Origin of the sequence: Crystallibacter degradans (assembly GCF_012952295.1) — a bacterium.
Taxonomy (GTDB): domain Bacteria; phylum Actinomycetota; class Actinomycetes; order Actinomycetales; family Micrococcaceae; genus Crystallibacter; species Crystallibacter degradans.
The window spans coordinates 1-19,046 of the sequence record NZ_JABBCH010000019.1; the positions used below are offsets into that span (position 1 = coordinate 1).

The following is a 19,046-nucleotide window of genomic DNA, read 5'->3' on the forward strand; positions in this document are numbered from 1 at the left end:
GTCCATGGTCTTCCTGACAGCGCCGGGGAAACGCAGCGTCCAAGCGCCCCGATAACTCCCGGACCCGTAGGCGGCATAACATCCACTGGCCCGGGTGCCCTGTGCCTTGGTAGGCTCACACCTGTCGAAGCGGTCGAAATGCTTAGTTGCCGGAACGCTTGAGGCGTGGCAACGTCGAGGAGGCACAGTGAAGGCACTTGTTTACGGCGGACCGGGACAGAAATCCTGGCAGGATGTACCTGACCCAAGAATCGTCAAGCCCACTGATGCCATCGTGCGGATCGACACGACTACCATCTGCGGTACGGACCTGCACATCCTCAAAGGTGATGTCCCCGCCGTTCAGGCAGGACGGATCCTCGGCCATGAAGGAGTCGGCACAATCACGGACGTCGGCGCATCTGTCGGCAATCTCAAAGTTGGAGACCGGGTCATCATCTCCTGCATCAAATCGTGCGGGCACTGCACCAACTGCCGGACAGGACTGTACTCGCACTGCCTGGGTGATGAAGGACAGTCCGGCATCGGCTGGATTTTCGGCCACCTCATAGACGGCACCCAGGCCGAATACGTGCGCGTGCCTTATGCGGATAACTCCCTGCACAGGCTCCCCGAAGAGGTCAGCGACGAGCAGGCCGTCATGCTCTCGGACATCCTGCCCACAGGGTTTGAAATCGGCATCCAGTACGGCCGGGTCAAGCCCGGGGACACGGTCGCGGTGATCGGCGCCGGACCGGTCGGACTGGCAGCAATCGCCACAGCAGGACTTTACGGGGCAGCGACCATCATTGCCATCGACCTCGATGAGAACCGGTTGGAGCAGGCCAAGACCTTCGGCGCCACTGAGACCGTCATCTCCGGATCGTCCGGGTGGAAAGAACAGGTCCACGCCCTGACCGATGGCCAGGGCGTAGATGTTGCCATCGAGGCCGTGGGCATCCCACAAACGTTCGAGATGGCCACCCAGGTGGTCCGGCCCGGCGGCAACGTCGCCAACGTAGGCGTTCACGGAAAGCCCGTCGAACTGCACCTCGAAGATCTCTGGATCCAGAACATCAACATCAGCATGGGGCTCGTCAACGCCAACACCACGCCCATGCTTCTGAAGCTGGTGGCCCAGCAGAAGATCCCCGCGGAGAAATTCGTAACCCACCGGTTCACGCTGGACAACATCCTCGACGCCTATGACACCTTCTCCCGGGCATCCGAAACCAATGCGTTGAAAGTTGTGATCACCCGGTAGCCGGCTCCCGAAGGGCCGGGGAACAGACGGAGGAAACTACGGAAGAACGGACGGATTCAGCGTCAGTTCCTTGTATCGCTCTCCCGGAGACGTGCACCATCAGAGTCCCTGCCTGTCGCGGGCTTCGCTTTCGCTGGCATTGCCGGACACCGCCGGGTCACGCGTCTTGGACCGACCCGTACACGAATCCGGACACGCCCATGCGAAAATGTGCCGCGGTTTGATGGACTGTTCCCCAGGCAGTCACTGTGACGGGCGGGCGGGTCAGCGCTTTTTCCGTCGACCGGTCCAGGCCAGGTATGAACCCAGCGTACCGGCTGCTCCGAGTCCTGCCCCCATGAGAGGTCGTGCCCAGCGGCGGAACTCGTCCTTGTCCGCGACCACCAGCTCCCCCAAGCCCCTGATGAACGCGGCGGCAATCAGGCCCGCCACCACGCGGTTGCCGATGCGTTCGGCGCGTCCCAGGAGGGGCTCGATTTCGGCCGCGCGCAGGTGCAGTTCAAAGCCGTCCGTATCTATGGCATCCAGGATCCGGCGGAGTTTTCCGGGCAGCTCGGCGCCCAGTTCCGCAGCATCCACGCCGGCCCGTCCCAGCCGCTTGGCGTAGGCGAACGGTGAGAGGCTTTGAAGTGCCAGCCGCTGCGCGTAGGGGTTGAGCGTTTCCGCGACGTTGAATTCCGGATCCAACCGGACCCCCATGCCCTCTGCCATGAGAACCATCTTCAGGATCAACACGATTTCCCGGGGCAGCTGCAGGTGGTGGTCGCGCAACAGTGCGAGCAGTTTGCCGATGAGCGGCGCGATTTCGATCTCGGCCAGCCTGCGGTCCTGGTAAAGGGCCATCACCGCGGCGAGATCCGCGCGCAGCTGCGCACGGTCGACGGGACGTTTTGCCACGGACAGGTCCAGCAGGGCCGGGCCTGCCCGTTCCGGGTCGGCCCGGGCCAGCGCGACCAGCAGGACGGCGAGTTGTTGCCGCAGCTTCTCGTCCACTTCACCAACCATGCCGAAGTCGATCAGGCCTATGCGGCCGCCCGTTTCGATGAAAAGATTCCCGGGGTGGGGGTCAGCGTGGAAGAAGCCGTCCTCGAAGATCATTTTCGCAATCGCGCCGACCGCACGGTTGGCCAGCGCCCGGCGGTCGATGCCCGCGCGGTCCAGGCCATCGAGGTCATCGACCTTCAGCCCGCTGACCCGTTCCAACGTCAGCACGCGGGAGGTGGTGGTGTGCCAGAAAACCCGGGGAATATGGAGGCCTGGATCCCGGGCAAAATTCTCTGCGAACCGTTCCGCGTTGCGCCCTTCCTGCAGATAGTCGAGTTCGGCCCGGAGGGTCCGGGCGAATTCCCCGGCGATACCTGTCAAGTTGTAATCGGCAGCAGCGTCCCACCGGCGGGTCGCCTGGGCGGCGAGATTCTGCAGGATCTCCAGATCCTCCTGAATGCGTGCGACAACGCCGGGTCGCCGGACCTTGACGACGACGGGCGTTCCGTCTTCCAGTGTGGCGGCGTGGGCCTGCCCGATCGAGGCGCTGGCCAGCGGCTCTTCATCGAACTCGGCGAAGAGCTCCTCAGGGCCGGTTCCGAGTTCCTGCCGGATCAATTCTCGGACGGTGTCGCCGGGGACAGGCGGTGCCCCGTCCTGAAGTTTGGCCAGCTCCTGTAGATAGTCCGGGGGCAGTAGATCCGAGCGCGTGGAGAGCAGTTGGCCGAGCTTGATGAATGTCGGCCCAAGCTGTTCCAGGGCCAGCCGAAGGTGTTCGGGGTTTGTGTAGGGTTGCTCACGGGGCTGATGGCCCAGCACCCCGTGGTGAAATCGGACCCAGCGTTCAAGGCCGGTGATTCCGGCGAGAAAGCCAAGTCCATGACGCGCCAAAACCTCGGCGATCTCCCTGTACCGTGCGGATTGGTTGCTCGGGACCACAGGTTCTCCTTGTTGGAAGGGCAGGATCGGCTATTAGGGTCACTGCGTGCGGCGGACGCCGGTCCCGAATGGTCGCGTTGACCAGAGGCCCGCTGCTACGCCTTGTAGAATAGTACCGGTACATGAGCCCCCCCAATGCGGAAGGAACAGGTCCATGATCAGCGCGACGGCAGCACGGGCGGCTCAGTACTTCAGCGATGAGGAGCCGGAGTTGAGTACGAGGACGAGCATGGGTCTGCTTCCTGGGCCGGGCGGTGGGCGGTCAACGTCCGCATTCACCTGCTGAAGCCTGACCGGCATCCATTCTGCCAAAACCAGAACGCCCGCAACACACACGCTGCCGGTCCCTGCAGCCCGCGATCGCGCCCTGTTGCTTAGTTGTAGTCCACTTGTTTGGTTGAACAACCATGGCAGGCCTGTCCCGTATCTGCCACACTGGGTAGGCATGTGCGGGCGCTGAAGGAGGCAGGTCGGTGGACAATGATGTGAGTTTTAAGGTCGTAGTCGGGTTGGACGGGTCGGACGGGTCACAGACCGCCCTCGGCTGGGCAGTATCCGAGGCGCGTCTGCGCAGCGGCACGGTCCACGCCGTGACCGTCTGGCAGCCTCCTGCGGTAACGGCGGGGATGGAGGGCCTGATATGGGACCCGGCATCGTTTGAGGCGGCAGCAAAGAACGAACAAACACGGGTTCTGAAACGCGTACCGGCCGGGGACATCCCTATTAGCAAGCTGCTGGTCCATGGATCACCGGCGGCCGTCCTCCTCGACGCTTCCAAGGACGCGGACCTGCTGGTGGTCGGCTCCCGCGGGCTCGGCGGGTTCAGCGGCCTGCTGCTCGGCTCCGTGTCCACACACCTCATCCATCACGCGGCCTGCCCCGTATTGGTCGTCAGGCCCGGCGAGGATCCGCAGCCCCAGAAACTGCGGCCAATATCCTAGAGCGGATCAGGAAACGGATGAGGAGGCCGCTAACAGGGCCTCAGGTGATGGCATAGAGGCGTCAGACAACCGTCCCGTCCGTACGGTCATCACGGCGGAGTGGGATTCGATGTGTAGCTCCCGTGCGGATGGACACGAGCATCACGCGGGCCAGAGTGGTAAGCCCAGGCTTCGGGCCGCGTAGAACCCAGCTCTATGCACGGTACCTCCTTGATCTGCGGCGTCTTGCCGGTCGCGGTTTTTGGGCGTGGAGATGATGCACCGAACTGCGCGTGCCGAGGATGTCCGATGAAAGAATCTATGTCTCCTCCTTCCAACCGGTTCATGCACTGGTCCGTGATCCCAGGAGCACCGGATGCCCTCGTCCCTTGTCTTGGTCCTAAATTGTCCCGCTGCTTAAACTGTCTGGGAACCGAGGGAGGCTCGGTCGCAACTGATCAGGGCCCCAGCGTCGATAGGCGGGCCGCTTCAACAGCCCCTGCAGCCTGTGAGGTGGTATCGCCCCTCGCTCGCTCTCCCAGAACCATGCTGCAAACCTCTTGATTGGAAATCTTTATGCCGAAGATGTCCCGAATTGAAACGGCGTTTTGCTGTAGCACGTCCTGGCGGCGCTTCACAGGATCTGTCGTCCTGCCTTGGGCACTTCAAGGCAACGATATTAGTGGCGATGTACTGGAACTAGGTGCTGGCAGCGGCGCGATGGCTGCAGCGCTGTTGCAGCGGGCACCTGGAATTCGCCTGACCGTCACGGACCTCGATGAGGGCATGCTCGCCAACGCTCGCGGTCGCTTTCCGCGCCCTGGCCCCAAAGTGCAACAAGCAGATGCAACGGCGCTTCCCTTTCAAAGTGGTTCGTTCGATTTTGTTCTTAGTTTCTTGATGCTGCATCACGTCCTGAACTGGCAGGCTGCCGTAGCGGAAGCAGCCCGGGTCCTAAGACCGGGAGGTATGCTGATCGGTTATGACCTGACTGCCTCGCAGGCAGCAAAGCTGATTCACCTCGTCGACCGATCGCCGCACCGGCTCGTGCAGCCTGCAGACCTGACAGCCACAGCGCGTCTGGCAGGTCTCGATATATCGGTACGCACCGGCCTTATGCGCCAGGTAATGCGGTTCCGTGCTCGGAAAGGCTAAATCGTTGTGCGCCGCTGCTGGTAATCCGCGGCCAAAGCTAGAGCTCCGGCATGGCCACCAAGGCCACGGCACAACGGCATATCTGGGCGGGGCCGATCTCGCTGCACCCGTACATGCAGCACGTGTACCCCGGAGGCTCAAGACGGTTCCCGCCGCGGAACTGGTCCTCGGTGACATCCTGGTGCTGGGCGAGGGTGACGCGGTCAGGGCTGATGCCCGGCTGATCACGGCCACCGCGTTGCGCGTATCGGAAGCCTCGCTGACCGGTGAGAGCGAAGCGGTCTTCAAGGATCCCCTTACCTTGGGCGGGGACGTGCAGCTGGGGGACCGCCTGGACATGGTCTTTAGGGGCACGGCTGTCGTACAGGGGCGCGGCCTAGCGGTTGGCACCGGGACGGGCCATGGAAACCGAAGTGAGCGCCATCGCGGGCATGCTCGAACGGACCGAGTCCGAATCGACTCCGCTTCAGAAGGAAATCGCGGGGGTCAGCAAACTGCTGGGTACTCATTTTATGCTGCACATATAGCTTCCTAGACGCCCGGCAAGGTTCACAATGGCTGGGACGGCTGCATTAGGGGGACGATTCCCGTGACTCCAGCACAAGTGGTTGCGAAAACTTACCCGGCACCGGTTCGTGACTTGGTCACCGGTGTGATCGGCACGTGGCTGCTCCTCGCCGTATATCTCGACGGCTGGGCGCACTTGAATGATGTCGGCACGGAGACGTTTTTCACGCCGTGGCATACGGCCCTGTATGCAGGTCTGGGGATGATTGGTATCTGGATGGCTCTGTTGATGCGGCGTGGCCGCCGGCAAGGGCTGCCGCTCCGCCACTCTCTGCCCAAGGGGTATCGGGGGACGCTGCTGGGAATCGGCCTGTTTGCCTTGGGCGGGTTACTCGATCTGGCTTGGCACGAGCTGTTTGGCATCGAGGTGGCACTGGACGCATTAGTCAGCCCGACACATTTGTTGTTGGGAGCCGGCGGAATGCTGATCCTCGGCACGGGTGTTCGTAGCCAGCGCGCGGTGAGACCGTCCCGGCCGTGGGCTGCCCCGGCGATGTTGTCTTTGCTGCTCGTGACCGGTCTGGCGGCGTTCTTTCTGGTCTATACGTCAGCTTTCATGTTTTCTGCTCCTCTCATGGAGTTTGTTCCTGTCCCCGAAGGTGCCCCGGGGCACGAGGAGGCAGAGCTGCCGGTGATTGCGGCGCTGGGCGGATACATCGTCACCACCATGTTGTTAATCGTTCCGATACTCTATGTGCTCGCCTCCGGCAGCCGGATTCCCCGCCTTACGGTCACCGCGGTGGTTTCGACGGTTGCGTGGCTGTCCGTGGGAATCGCCAGCCTGCCTTCCGCCGCGGTGGCCGGCGCCCTCGGTGCGACCGTGGCAGCAGTGCTGACGGATCTTGCCTTAGCCCGCGTGCCCGTCGAGCTGACGCGGCGGTGGCTCCCCGTTGCTGCAGCGGGAATCGCCGTGTTCATATGGGCGGGTCAGCTGGCAGGTCTTGCCATAGCAGAAGGACTTGGCTGGCCGGTATCGCTTTGGGCCGGTGTGGTGGCGCTGAGCGCCGGTGTCGCTGCCGGTTTAGCTGCACCCTCGAGTGCGGTACCGGAATTGTAGACGCCTGCTGAATTCATTCACTGATTTTGGAACGGGTTGCGATGGTGGCCCGCTCTGGCCTCCGGAGGGGTACCCGGCAGCCTCAGTCCGGAACCCGCCGCCTGGAGCGCCCCTCACCTGATCCGAACAGACATCCTCGGAGCACAGCTCTATCAGGTCCACGCCTGAAGTGTCTCCGGTCAGTTCAACCGTGAGGCTGTTGGACCAGCCGATCGCCGGGCATGCACCCCGTGAGGGCTGCATGCCACCACCACGATCAGGGGAACTGCCATCTTCCGCATGGGAACAGTCTGCCGCACTGACAGCTGTCCGGATCGCGGCGTCGGCTAGGCTGCTGCCATGACTCTTCGACCGGCCCTCGGCGCCCTGGCCGCTGCACTGCTTCTGTCTATGACGGCCTGCGGGCCGAGTCCCGACCCGGGTGAGTGGGCGAAGCAGCAGTTCAGCGAAAAGCGCTGGGGAGCGCCCGGTGTTCACAGTGCAGCCGGCGGCATTGGGCCCGGCGCGGGAATGGACTTCACGCCCGGGAACGCAGGCTGGTACGACATCGGGATCGCCTGCGAGGGAACCAGCTCCATCACCGTGACGGTAACATCTGCGGACGGTGAACTGGGAACCGGAAACACGGACTGTGGCTCCTCGGTGGCAACCACCATGGAACTTCCCGCTAGTCAGATCACCATTGCCGTCGAGGGCACGGAAGTGCAAGGCCAATGGGCGATCGCCGTTGCGCCGGCGGAGGCACCTAAGCCGTAACACAGCGCCCTTATAGATTGGCCAGCCTTGTGGTGGCCATCAGGCAAGCAGATGCAGCCGCCGGGCAGAGGCTACTGCCTGCAGCTGGGAGTGCGCGCCGAGCTTGGCCAGGATTGATTTCACGTAGCCCCGGCAGGTGTTTTGGGTGATGTTGAGTTTTCTGTCCGTGGCCGGCACGTCGCTGCCTTCAGCCAGGAAAGTCAGCACCTGCCTCTCCCGTCGGGTAAGCACGGGGATTTCCTCTGAGTTGACCGATCGGACCACGGGCATGAGCAGGGAAGGATGAACTGTCATTGCTCCCGGACGGGCACTGCGGATCGCGTCCAGCAATCCGCCTAGCGGGCCGTTCATCGGGAGCAGCCCGCTGACTCCTGCGTCCGCGACAGGACGTCATGCGCAGGGCCCGTTGTCAGCAGAATGATTCTCGCTGACGGAACAACAGTGAGGATCCGCTCAGCTGCATCAAGTCCATCTCCGTCAGGAAGCGTGCCGTCCACAACAACGGCGTCTGGAGCAGCCCCGGCACACAGCGCAACAGCGCTTTCGATGGTGACTGCGAACCCTGCCGGGTTCAAATCCTCCTGGCTGTCGACCGCCTCGCAGAGCAGCTCCGCGAACATTGTTTGGCTGCTGACCACTACGACATTTGAAGCTGCATTCCCCTGAGTGCTCATTCGTACTGTCCTGTCCCGGCAACGAGCCCGTGTACGTGCGCACTTACGTGACCCTGCTCCTTCTGCAGCAGAGCATCAGTATTGCTCCCCCGGTGCTGGGCCTTTGCCTGCTTTTCCTCAAGATTTGCTCAAGAATAATGTCTTCCTAGGCGCCGAATAGAAGCGCCGCGCCGACAATGGCGAGCAGCAACCCGATCAAGCTCAGGCTCAGCAGAACCGCCCGCACAGGTCCCAAAGGTTGGCCGGCCGGCGCGGCCGCGAGTACCGGTACATGACTGTCGGAATACCTAAGACCACACCGAGCACAATAAGCACTATCGCCAGCTGCATGGGCCAAGACTAAGGACAAGCTCTGGACCAATGGGCGTGCTCAGGGCCAGAAGGTACTTATCAGTTGCCTGCCGTCCACAGCTTCATAGACTGGTCGCACCAGCCGGCACTCCACAGGATGGGACAGCAATGATCGACATTGATCCTGAGTACCTGATCCTGTCCTACCGGTTGACATACCTGGGCGTGCCCGATCCTCACGAGTCCCCTGAGACTTACCCGCTGGCGTGGCATATCGACATTCGAGCCACGGTCTTTCCGGATGAAGGGGAAGACGGGGAAGAGCACAGCGTCGGTTCCGCCCTCGCCTACACGGTCCTTGACGCCGGGCTCATCGATCTGTTCAAAACTCTCAAAGCACATCGTAGGCTGGCATCGTTCGGAGAGGTCCTCGGGGTCTTGCGCCCCGATCTTTTGGACGAGGCCGGCATGCGGGAGTTCGGCGGGGACCTGATGATCCTGGCCGGCCTGCTGATCAAACCGGAGTACCGGGGACAATGGCTCGGCCACCACGTGCTGTGGGCGGTCCTGGACACCATAGGCCGCAGCGTCGCCCTCGTCGTCCTGCGCGCTGCGCCCCGGATCAAGGATGACGGACCACAGGAGGGAACCCCGGAGCATGACGCCGCCAAGGCAGCCCTGCGCTCCTACTGGGAGTCCTTCGGGTTCATCCCGGTGCTGGATGGCGAGTCCGGTCACTACATGGTCTATTTCACCGGACCCCGCGAGCTTTCCGATGAGGTACTGCCTTCTTGAAGCGTTTTCGCCAATCGGTCTGTGCGCCTAGGCTGGGCAACGTCGACGCTACCCATGAGGAGTCCAGCTATGCGAGATCCGGCACGTCCCTATCGCCTAGGCTGCGAACACATCGGTGAGCAGCTTCGCGGACCGCAGATCGGCCATAAAATGATCCGAGACCTGTACGCGTTCCCCCGCCGTTCACAAAAGCAAAAGCCTAATCGAGCGGACTTCAGCGACCGGGCATGGGAGGACCAAGCCTGGAGGTATCGGGACGACGACCACGCCCAGCACTCGGACGCATATCTGCTCGTGCAGCGCGACAAGGCACTGAGGAACTTCGACCTGTCCATGCGGTACTTCGAGTCCTTGGACCAGGCGGAATTCGAGTCTGCGTTGGAGCACGTCCTGGCCAAGGGGCGGACGTTCAAGCCCGTCGAGTCGCTGCCTGCTTGGGACGATGTTGAGGGCGCGTATGTGATGGTCTTCGACGACTACAAGCAGTTCTACATAGGTCAGTCGAACAACGTCCGCAAGCGGATAAAGCAGCACTGGGTCGGCAGCAAACCGTTCGACCGGCTGATCAATGGCGACGTGTACAACTCGATCTTCCCCGTGGACGAGCTGCGTGCCTTGGACACCACGCGGATCTACGCTGCCCGAAGCACCAACCCGTATGCCCCTGAAGAGCGCGCCGAGAAGGCGGCCGACCAGCGCTTTTGCCTGAACAGGATGACGGGAGGCGAAGCCACTCCACTGACACTGATGCTTACGCACAGTCGGACGCACGGAGTGGCCTCGGCGCCTCTGTCCTTTGAGGAATATCAACGGGAGCGGGACGGCTTGGCAAACACAATTGCCCAGACACCGCCCTCACACCGATCAACGTTGATAGCGGAACTTGCCGGCATGGACATGACGATCTATTCAGTGACACCAGAGACCGGTGCGCCGTTCATGTGGTCAAGGCGGGATGGCATCGCCGGTGCGGTTACCCGAGGCGAGTTGAGCGTGGAGGAGTTCACATCGTTCCTGGGAATGATGGGGGAGAAAGTTATCTGGCCCAAAAACTGAACCCGCCTCCCCAAGGCTGGATGTAAAAAAGTACATCTGACCTGCACCTTTACGGCATAGTGGCAGCCATGGAACCATCCGTCACCGCGATCCTCACAGTTTCCCTGGGCGGCGTGTTCGTAGCCGCCGTCGTCACCGTACTTATCGCTGCCAGGCGAAAGAAGGCAGCGACCGACCGGCGCCTGGACAACGGCCCCGTCCCGCGCGGCGGAGCCTCTTCCGGTGCAGTGGCACCAACATTCCTGGCAGCTGCCACGGATGTCGGCAAGCCGGACGGCACGACGAACGGCTCGTACTCGGATTCCGGATCTTCTCCCTCCGGCTCGGACGGCGGTGGCGGCGGAGGCTGTGACTAGGATGCTTGCCGCTCGTCCTTATCCATGCCGCGATTCTGGCATAGGCAGACAAGGGTCAGGTTTCCGGAAACCGAGCGGGTGATTGCCGCACACATGACGGCAACCGTAGGACCGACTACAGGAGTCACCGTGGAAGCTTTCGTACTCACCGGGATCGCCATCCCGGTTACCGGACTGATCGTCTGGGCGATCTTCGTAGGAAGACGTCCAAGGCCCTCGGCCGCGGAAGAGCTGGCAGCAGTCTTCGCAGACCATCGAACAAACCGGCCCCGCCAGACTTCAAGCAGCAGTGATTCCATCGCGCTCCTTGCCGGTGGCGTCGCCGCCTCCGGATTCATCTCGGGCACCGACGACTGTCCCCCTTCCACTTCAATTTTCTCCGACTCTGGCTCGTTCTCCGGCGGGGACGCCGGCTGCAGCTTCTAGTCGGGAGTAGGGACATGGAACTTTTCGTAGCCGTGGTTGCTGGCCTCGCGATCTTCACCGCGGTGGTTGTGGCGGCCCTCAGACGGCGTCAGCCGGTCAATCAGGAGCACCTCCGACTCCGCCAAGAGCACCGGCGGCGGGGGAAACAGCGGCGAGCCGCGGAGCGGGCCCAACTCAACGCGCGGCAGCGCCGGATTATGGAAGGCTACGAGGAGCAGCGGACGCTCCGGCGCGAAGAACGGAAGTATCGACCGCCCAGCTAGGCATGCCGGTGACCCTCTACGCCGCCGCCGTACACATGGTGGTCATGGGAAACGCCGTCACCTACTCCGCCATCACCGCTGCCGCAGCCGGTGCCATTGTCTGGGCGAGCCAGTTCGTCCATAGCCATGTCCTCCCGGCCTTTGAGGCGGTGGTGTCAGTCCTCGGCCATGTCCAGTAGCACCCGGCGGGGGACCTGGCGCCCGGCCTGTGTGCCCGCCGCATAGGCAAGGCCATGACAGCCCTGACCTTGCTCCAGACACTGGACGCCGCACTGCCGGGCCTCGGCACCCTGATCCCATTCCTCAGCACCGGCCTCGTCGCAACCGTGTGCCTGGTGCTGCGCAGGAGAGCCGCAACCAAAAACCAACCCGCTCCGGCTACCCTGCACGAGACCTCGCAGTGAAGCCCACTAGCCGGACGGCGGCGAAACACGTATGGAGAGCATGAAGCTCGGCCTCCTCGGCGCCATCTGGCTGCTCGTCGTCATGACGGCCATCAACGTCTTCGAAAGCTCCGGAGCCATCGAACCCAACTTCTTCCACGGCCTCATGGGCACCGCCTTCCACTACCTCGGGATGGACGAGCAGGCCACCTACTTCTTCGAGCTCTACCGCGGCTGACTGCCTGCCCGTACACGTGCGCCGGCGCATAGGGCAGGCATGGCTGAGAACTGGAAGGACCGCTTCGGCGGCGACCTTGAAGAGAAGAGCAAGAACATCCAGGACTGGATGTACGGATCCGGCGGCAAAGTGCTCGGGGCGATCCTCGTTGTCCTGGGACTGTACTTCGTCCTGCGGATCTTCCTCTAGGGGCGCGGGCATGGCGAACGGAACCTTCGGCACCGCCGCGGCCGGACTCGACAACGCACACTGGGCGAAGAACCGGGACGTCGCAGCGATCGGCGCCAAGGGTGAACTGCGCACCGCGGAGATCCTCGATTCGTTCGCGGACCGGGCCGCGATCCTGCACGACCTGCGCATCCCGATCAAGGGCATCAGCGCCAACATCGACCACGTCGTCATCAGCGGCCGCCGGGTCCTGATCCTCGACTCGAAGGTGTGGGCGCCGGGCATCTATTGGACGCTCGGCGGGGTCAATCGGCGCGGTATGCAGCGGGTGGTCCACACGCAGAAAAAGACCATGGAAATGGCCTGGTCCAGCCTGGTCCGTTTCCTGGACCGCACGCGGTCCGAAGTGGTCCACCCGAAGGTCGTTGTGTGGTCCAGCCGGACCACCCAGCCGGTCCGGACCATCCTCTTCCAGGTGCCTGGGGCAGACGTCCTCAAGGGCGAAAAACTCGCGCGGACACTGGGATCTTTCATCGGCAGGCAGCCTGCGGACCAACAGATTGTGGACCACCTCTCTTCGCTGTTGGTCCGGTCCACGCGGACCACTATGGACCACCCCCGGACCACTTCGTGGACCACCCAGCGGACCGGTCCGGACCAGCGGGTGGACCGGTCCGGTGGACCACTTGTGGACCACCCCATGTATTCCCGTAGGGGAATGGACGAGAAGGTCCGGGCCAGGCTGGAACGCATGCGCAACGACGACGACCCGTTCGCCGCCTGACCCTCCCCCGACGCACCCCTTTTCCAAGGAAGGACCACCGCCATGGCTGCACGTGCCCAGGCACCGCAGAAACCGGTCACCCTGCCGCTGATTGCCCTCACCATCGCCGCGGCCGGGGCCGCTGTCTGGTACGGCTACCCGGGTCTCGCCCTCGTGTGGGCCGGACTGATCGCCGCCGGCATCACCTACCCGCCGGCACAGTTCACGGGCAAAAAGGACAAGCGGGGCTACGCCACTCCGGCCGACGCGTCCGAGCTGCCGGCGATGAACCGCTACCGGTTCTGGGAAGACGTCAAATACAAGCTGATGCTGCCCAACGCGGACTGGCTGCCGGGCTGGCCGGTCCGCCTCTCCTGGCTCGCCGCTCTCTGGGCGGGAGCCGCCGCTTCCCTGATCCCTGTGACCGATGAGTACACGGCCGGCTGGGGCCAGTGGGTGAACGCGGTCGCCGCCTATGTCGTCGTTGCCCAGCTGGCCGCATCCCGCCGGCGGACCAGTGTGTACGGCGACGAGAGCCCCGGCGCCCGTACCGACACCCTCATCCGGCTCTTCAAGGAGCGCACCGCTGCCATCGCCGGGATGGCCGGCGGCGGTGTAGCCCTGGGCATCTTCCTGGCCGTTGCTGCGACCATCTTCGAGCCCCTCTACAGCAGCATCGTGCCGATCCCGGTCTGGGCACTGTGGTTGCTGCTACCCGTTGGCGGCATCCTCCTGGTCATCTCCCGCACCTGGATCGACGCAGCACTCGAGCACTGGAAGGTCGTGGTCGAAGCCCGCGCCGAATGGGAGAACCGGTGGCCGCAGCTGAAGATTGATCCGGCCCCTCGTCTGATTGACCGGCAGCAGGTTGGACCAGCCACCGTGGACACCTTCGAAGCCCCGGCCTCCATGGGCGCCGGCCAGTTCTGGACCATGGACGCCAAGATCACCCCGACCGTCGGCGGTAACAGCCAGGTCTACGTCCTCGACGTCCCCGACTCGGATGCAAACGGCCAGCCCGTAGCCGGCTCCCGCAGCCCGTTGAAGTTCGACATCGCCGTCTGGCCGGCCGACCAGATCCCCTCCGTCACCGACCCGACCGTCCCGAAAGAGCAGGTAGCCCTGTACGTCCGCTGCGCCCTGGCCAAGGCCTGCGACGCCGGAGCAATGGCCCCGCGCTACATCTTCGACGACATCCACCTGCTCACCGAACCGGCCGCCCCCGCCGCGGAACCGGTGAAGAAGTCCATCGAGGGCCAGGTCGTGGCCTACGGGGAAGACCTGGACGGGGACGGCATTCCCGACGGCCAGCAGGGCAGCGAGGGCTCTCCCGCCATCTGGGCCTTGACCTGGCACAACCACGACACCGCCGGGGCGGTCTCGTTCCGCACCAACGCCTCGGGCGCCATGGCCGGCATCATCCAGGCCCAGGTCCTCGTCGACCACCGTGCCCGCGGCGGTTCCGGTGTCGCCTACTTCGGCGCCATCGGCGACCCGGCCGTCCGGTTCGACCCGAACAGCGGCGTCACCGAGGACGCCCTGCACGCCATCGCTGAGGAAGACAAGTGGAACCGCCACCGGGGCGAAGTCGTCGGCTCCATGGTGAACCCGCCGATCGCCCAGATCCCCACCGGCGCGACCGAGACCCTGCGCAACGGGGTCGCCGTCCACCGGATGGCGTTCGTGACCCGGCAGGGCATGGACCCGATGGAGTTCATGAAGTATGAGAACAAGATGCCGACCGTGCTGAACGCGGCACCGTTCGTCACCCTGACCGGCTGGCCCGGAACCGGCCAGCGGCCCGGCGAACGGCACAGCCAGGCCCTCGCCGTGTACTGGTCCGACGAATCCGTCCCGGCCAACCCGGACACCCTGTCCGGGGCCCGCGGTTCAGAAGCAGCCAAGTGGGTGCTTTCGGGCCGGGTCAACCAGGCGTTCACCGCTGCCCGGCTGCCGCGCCCGGAAATCGCGCGTGCCCTCTGCTTGACCAAGGAAGACTCCCGGAAGCACATCTGGAAGATCGACCTGCGCCTCTACGGCGGCGTCACCCTCGCCGAGGTCCGCGGCGCGGCCCAGAAGATCAAGCAGCACTGGGCTTCCGAATGGCTGCGGGTCACCGAGGCCGCCGACGGCTGCACCATCTACGTTGGAGCGAGCCCGTCCAAGGTGAAGCTGGCCAATCCGCGCTACGAGAAGGACCTTCACGCCCTCGACTGGGAGCAGGCGTTTATCGACGCGAAGATCTCCGGCATCGGCGGGCTCATGCCCAAACTGGTGAAGGTCGACCACATGCCGATGAACCCGCAGGTGAGGATCCTGACCTTCGACCTGGCCGGCACCGGCTTGGACTACGCTGCCATGAAGGAGGCCCGTGCCCGGCTGGAGTCCACGTCCGGCAACTCGTTCGTGGACATCCGACGGGTGAAGAACGATGCGCAGAAAATCCAGATTCTCGCCTCTGAGGTGAACCCAATGCCCGAGCACGCTCCCTACGACTACGAGGCGATCGACGGCTCGAAGGGCATCCCGTTCGCCACCGGTGTCGAAGGCGAGCCGGTTGAATTTGACATCAAATCGCACATTCACCAGATGGTTGTGGGCGGTTCGGGATCCGGTAAGTCCGTGATCCTTCAGGCCTACATAACGGGGGCGCTGCGCCGCGGCTGCGACCTGTACATCGCTGACCCGACCAAGGGCGCAGCCGACTTCACTTTTGCCGAACCGTACGCGAAGGCGTTCTGTAAAGACCTGCTGGAGACGGGCGCCATGATGAAAGGTGTCTATGCCGAGGTCAAGCGCCGCGTGAAGCTGAACAGCGCTTACGGTGTCGGCTCGTACCGTGACCTGCCCGAGGACGTACGCCCGGCCCACATCGTTATTGTCCTGGACGAGTTCACCTCGCTGATCGCTCCGGACGCGGTGGCCAAGCCCTCTGATGACCCGGATGTCGAGGCCGAGCGGGAGATGGCTCTGGCCATCAATGCCTCCAAGGCCGAGGTCGGCGCTTTCACCGCGAAGATCGCTCGCGAGGCCCGCTCCGCCGGTGTCACCCTGCTTCTCGCTACCCAGAAGCTGGTGCAGAAAGATCTTGACCAGATGCCAGGCGGCGCAACGTTGAAGGATCTGGATCTCGACACCCTTATTCCGGTACCGGTGTCAGAGCGCTTCCCTGACGGCTGGGCGAGGAACCGCGATCTGCAGGTCGGTGACCTCCTGTTCGCCGTCGATGGCAGCACCACGCATATCGCCGGTTTCTCCCCGATTATCGACCAGGAGTCGACGTGGGAGGTGGAATTCGATGATGGTCAGGTGGTGCGGACTGGTGCCGGCCACCAGTGGACGGCGTCAAACGAAAACAGCAGGAAATGGTGGGGACGGGTCGCGCGTGACCACGACGGAAACCCGATGTGGCAGCAGCGTGCCGCTACGGCACGATACCTGTCAGAGACTCTTTCCGTCGGCACCTGGGCAGACTACGGGCAGGTTGCCGAAATGGCAGGGCTGGACGAAAAATACGTTCGCATGCTGTCAAGGAAGTTCGGAACACCGGTCATGACCGACACCGTGCTGGGGCTCCAGGATGTGGACTCCGCCGTTCGAAGAGGTCTCCCCGGCCGGCAGTACATTGTGGACTCCCGGTGCCTGACCGCTGTGGCGCGCGACCGCATGGTCACCGAAACAGGCAGCCTGGAATCCTTCATCGGTGCCCAGATGACGGCCCGTCAGATGCTTCAGGCCACCCTGGGCGAAAAGCCCACGGCAATGCAGGCTGGCAATCTTGTGACGCGGTTGGGGGAAGCGGGCGTCCCGTGTCAGCCAGGTGCACATGACCGCCTGGTGATTGACGTTGGTGAGTTCTTCACGGCAATGGCGGACCATGCAGCCCGTTTGGCTCTCATAGGTGCCGACGGCGACGCCCCCGCTTTGGAGAAGGTCGTAACAACTGAAGAGATGGCCGAGAACCTGAAGTGCCACAGGGGTGGGTCCAACTGGGCAGTCCGCCTCCCCAAGGCAGCCGAACTTCCCGACGCTGACTTGCCGGTAGACCCTTATGTCTTGGGCGTTTGGCTCGGGGACGGTTCAACAGGGACAGGAATCATAGCCGCGGGCATGACCGGGGCGTGCACGGACTCCGACGGGACTACGGATCAGGATTTCATGATCAGGCAACTTTGCGGCGCAGGGTTCGATGGGCATGCATTGAAGTGCTCAGATCGTTTGATCGGAACCCGTGGGCTCAAGGTCGCCCTGCGCGGCATCGGCGTCCTCAGCCGCAAGCACATTCCGGTGAAGTACATGCGGGGCTCGGTTGCACAGCGCATCGCGCTGCTGCAGGGACTCATGGATACTGACGGATCTGTGTCCAACGGCAAACCGACCATCACACAAAAGAACCGGGGGCTGGCGCTCCAAGTCTTGGAGCTTGCCCGGTCGCTGGGGTTCAAGGCAACGGAGAGTCGCTACGAGTCCTGGTACAAGGACGACAATGGAGACCGGGTTCCCAGAGGGAACGTCACCAACGTCTCCTTTCATGCCGGGGTGCCAGTATTCCGGCTGCCACGGAAGATCGCGAAGCAGAAGTTGAGCGCAACACGCCAGCTTCGTTACGTCGCCGATGTGCGCCGGGTTGCCCCTGTGCAGACGAGGTGCATCGCCGTTGAGCATCCTTCCCATCTGTTTCTGGTCGAAGGCTTCATTCCGACCCACAACACCAACCTGTCCCGCCTGATCGCCGGCAAGTCCACCCCGGGTGAGCGCATGTCCGCCCTGAAGGACGCGATGAACGCTCCGGCGCTGGGTGATTCCATCCCGCCGGGACGCGCTATCTTCGAGCCTGTAACTTCCGGCCCGGTGCTCATTCAGTGCTGGTACGACAAGCGCGAGCAGGAGGCGCTGGCCGGGTACGTTGGCCTGCATCGGAACCCGCTGGCCGAAGACGAGAAGCTCGACCTGAACGCCTACATGCGCAATCGGCCGCGGCAGGACGACCCGACCCAGTTTGAAGAGCCGGCCGTGATCGACCTGGGCGAGATGGAACTGGACCTGGAGGATCTCGAGCTGGACTGGTCCGACTCCGACCTGGACACAACCGAAGGAGACGACGATGTCGTACCGGAATCAGCTGCGGATGCAGCGCATCAAGGAATCACCGACGACCTGGTGGGGGCGGATCCTGTATCCCATCTGGCTGGTCCATCTGTACGAGATGTACGAGGCGGAGAAGAAAGCAGCCGGGTCGGACCCGCTCTGGTGGAAGCCTCGGAGACGGAAGCAACGGAGGCGCTTGAGGTAGCCGAGTACCCTGAAGCCGTGACGGCTGACCAAGACACCGCTCTTTTCCTGGACGTCGACGGCACTCTTCTCCCGTCGATCACGGGAGAGGGCATGATCCGGATGAACGTTCCGGGCTTCGGTGCGGTCGCGTACCGGCCGGCCGTGGTCCGCACCCTCTCAGCACTGCCGGTGCGTCAGGTATGGCTGACCGACTGGGCCGCGGACGCGCCCAAGCATCTGGGCCCGATGTTCCCGGGTGCCGTCGAGTATTTGCCCCGTGGCTCCCAGGAGTACGGCTCGTGGAAGATCGACGCCGCGGCAGCTTGGCTGGAATCGAACCCGCAGATCGGCCGTGTCGTCTGGGCGGATGATCAGCTGGTCCGCGAGGACATTGCGCTCGGCCTGACCTTCCGGGAACTGGCTGAGGACATGTTCGCCGATCACGGTGTCGAGGCAGTGCTCGTGGTCCCCGATGGCAAGACCGGCCTGAGTGACGCGGAGCTGGCCAGGATCGCTGCCTTTACCGGAGGCACGGCTGCGATTGAGCCGGAGCCGGAGGTGGTGGCCGCCCCGGAGCCCGGACCGGGTCCCGTGGAACCCGAGGGAGATGACCCGTTCGCAGCGGAAGTGCCGGTACCGCGCTTCCAACAGCCAATCGACGACGACCCGTTTGCAGAGGAGACACCGCGTCCGGGTCGCCGCAGGATCATCGTCCCGGACGACGATCCGTTCGCCTGA

Annotated in this window: 19 protein-coding genes and 1 pseudogene; 17 read left to right on the forward strand and 3 right to left on the reverse strand. The window is 63.6% G+C overall.

All coding sequences use genetic code 11. The features are described 5' to 3' along the window. Nucleotides 1-187: 187 nt before the first annotated feature. Nucleotides 188-1,243: a zinc-binding dehydrogenase gene (locus tag HGO92_RS20000; RefSeq protein WP_169997982.1), complete on the forward strand. Its 1,056-nt coding sequence runs from the start codon at nucleotides 188-190 to the stop codon at nucleotides 1,241-1,243. Nucleotides 1,244-1,507: 264 nt separating this feature from the next. On the opposite strand, the gene HGO92_RS20005 is transcribed toward HGO92_RS20000, so the two are convergent. Then, nucleotides 1,508-3,166, reverse strand: a complete 1,659-nt coding sequence (locus tag HGO92_RS20005) for an AarF/UbiB family protein (RefSeq protein WP_169997985.1) — start codon at nucleotides 3,164-3,166, stop codon at nucleotides 1,508-1,510. Between the two features lie 473 nt (nucleotides 3,167-3,639). Between HGO92_RS20005 and HGO92_RS20010 the strand changes: the two genes are divergently transcribed. From HGO92_RS20010 to HGO92_RS20030, 6 genes and pseudogenes are all read left to right on the forward strand, one after another. Beyond that, nucleotides 3,640-4,107, forward strand: a complete 468-nt coding sequence (locus tag HGO92_RS20010) for a universal stress protein (protein ID WP_169997987.1) — start codon at nucleotides 3,640-3,642, stop codon at nucleotides 4,105-4,107. Between the two features lie 555 nt (nucleotides 4,108-4,662). Beyond that, the gene (locus HGO92_RS20015) at nucleotides 4,663-5,241 is read left to right on the forward strand and encodes a class I SAM-dependent methyltransferase (RefSeq protein WP_169997989.1); all 579 of its coding nucleotides are present in this window, start codon (nucleotides 4,663-4,665) and stop codon (nucleotides 5,239-5,241) included. Nucleotides 5,242-5,422: 181 nt separating this feature from the next. Continuing rightward, a pseudogene (locus HGO92_RS24580) lies at nucleotides 5,423-5,590 on the forward strand (P-type ATPase actuator domain-containing protein); the annotation flags it as partial. A 52-nt stretch (nucleotides 5,591-5,642) separates the two neighbouring features. Then, nucleotides 5,643-5,768: a hypothetical protein gene (locus HGO92_RS24350; RefSeq protein WP_277351936.1), complete on the forward strand. Its 126-nt coding sequence runs from the start codon at nucleotides 5,643-5,645 to the stop codon at nucleotides 5,766-5,768. A 62-nt stretch (nucleotides 5,769-5,830) separates the two neighbouring features. Then, complete coding sequence (locus tag HGO92_RS20025) at nucleotides 5,831-6,865, forward strand: hypothetical protein (protein ID WP_346769035.1); 1,035 nt, start codon at nucleotides 5,831-5,833, stop codon at nucleotides 6,863-6,865. Nucleotides 6,866-7,204: 339 nt separating this feature from the next. Further along, nucleotides 7,205-7,621, forward strand: coding sequence for a hypothetical protein (locus HGO92_RS20030; RefSeq protein ID WP_169997991.1), 417 nt, complete (start codon nucleotides 7,205-7,207; stop codon nucleotides 7,619-7,621). A 39-nt stretch (nucleotides 7,622-7,660) separates the two neighbouring features. On the opposite strand, the gene HGO92_RS20035 is transcribed toward HGO92_RS20030, so the two are convergent. After that, entirely contained in the window at nucleotides 7,661-7,852 is a 192-nt protein-coding gene (locus HGO92_RS20035; RefSeq protein ID WP_169997993.1) for a LuxR C-terminal-related transcriptional regulator, read from the reverse strand. 116 nt (nucleotides 7,853-7,968) lie between these two features. Beyond that, nucleotides 7,969-8,295: a response regulator transcription factor gene (locus tag HGO92_RS20040; RefSeq protein ID WP_169997995.1), complete on the reverse strand. Its 327-nt coding sequence runs from the start codon at nucleotides 8,293-8,295 to the stop codon at nucleotides 7,969-7,971. Between the two features lie 459 nt (nucleotides 8,296-8,754). Here HGO92_RS20040 and HGO92_RS20045 point away from each other — a divergent pair, with 459 nt between their 5' ends. From HGO92_RS20045 to HGO92_RS20090, 10 genes are all read left to right on the forward strand, one after another. Further along, nucleotides 8,755-9,381 (forward strand): hypothetical protein, encoded by a 627-nt coding sequence (locus HGO92_RS20045; RefSeq protein WP_205834810.1) that lies wholly within the window; start codon nucleotides 8,755-8,757, stop codon nucleotides 9,379-9,381. Nucleotides 9,382-9,450: 69 nt separating this feature from the next. Then, nucleotides 9,451-10,437, forward strand: coding sequence for a GIY-YIG nuclease family protein (locus tag HGO92_RS20050; protein WP_169997997.1), 987 nt, complete (start codon nucleotides 9,451-9,453; stop codon nucleotides 10,435-10,437). A 68-nt stretch (nucleotides 10,438-10,505) separates the two neighbouring features. Then, complete coding sequence (locus tag HGO92_RS20055; RefSeq protein ID WP_169997999.1) at nucleotides 10,506-10,793, forward strand: hypothetical protein; 288 nt, start codon at nucleotides 10,506-10,508, stop codon at nucleotides 10,791-10,793. Nucleotides 10,794-10,922: 129 nt separating this feature from the next. Beyond that, a complete protein-coding gene (locus tag HGO92_RS20060) occupies nucleotides 10,923-11,219 on the forward strand; it encodes a hypothetical protein (RefSeq protein ID WP_169998001.1) in 297 nt (98 codons plus the stop codon). A 271-nt stretch (nucleotides 11,220-11,490) separates the two neighbouring features. Next, a complete protein-coding gene (locus HGO92_RS20065; RefSeq protein WP_169998003.1) occupies nucleotides 11,491-11,661 on the forward strand; it encodes a hypothetical protein in 171 nt (56 codons plus the stop codon). Between the two features lie 54 nt (nucleotides 11,662-11,715). Next, complete coding sequence (locus HGO92_RS20070) at nucleotides 11,716-11,886, forward strand: hypothetical protein (protein WP_169998005.1); 171 nt, start codon at nucleotides 11,716-11,718, stop codon at nucleotides 11,884-11,886. Between the two features lie 40 nt (nucleotides 11,887-11,926). Next, entirely contained in the window at nucleotides 11,927-12,103 is a 177-nt protein-coding gene (locus HGO92_RS20075) for a hypothetical protein (RefSeq protein ID WP_169998007.1), read from the forward strand. A gap of 39 nt (nucleotides 12,104-12,142) precedes the next feature. Continuing rightward, on the forward strand, nucleotides 12,143-12,292 hold the full coding sequence (locus HGO92_RS20080; protein ID WP_169998009.1) for a hypothetical protein: 150 nt from the start codon (nucleotides 12,143-12,145) through the stop codon (nucleotides 12,290-12,292). 10 nt (nucleotides 12,293-12,302) lie between these two features. Then, nucleotides 12,303-13,055 (forward strand): nuclease-related domain-containing protein, encoded by a 753-nt coding sequence (locus tag HGO92_RS20085; protein WP_169998011.1) that lies wholly within the window; start codon nucleotides 12,303-12,305, stop codon nucleotides 13,053-13,055. A gap of 42 nt (nucleotides 13,056-13,097) precedes the next feature. Beyond that, nucleotides 13,098-19,046 carry an FtsK/SpoIIIE domain-containing protein gene (locus tag HGO92_RS20090; RefSeq protein ID WP_169998013.1) on the forward strand — a complete coding sequence of 1,983 codons (5,949 nt, stop codon included), beginning with the start codon at nucleotides 13,098-13,100 and terminating at the stop codon, nucleotides 19,044-19,046.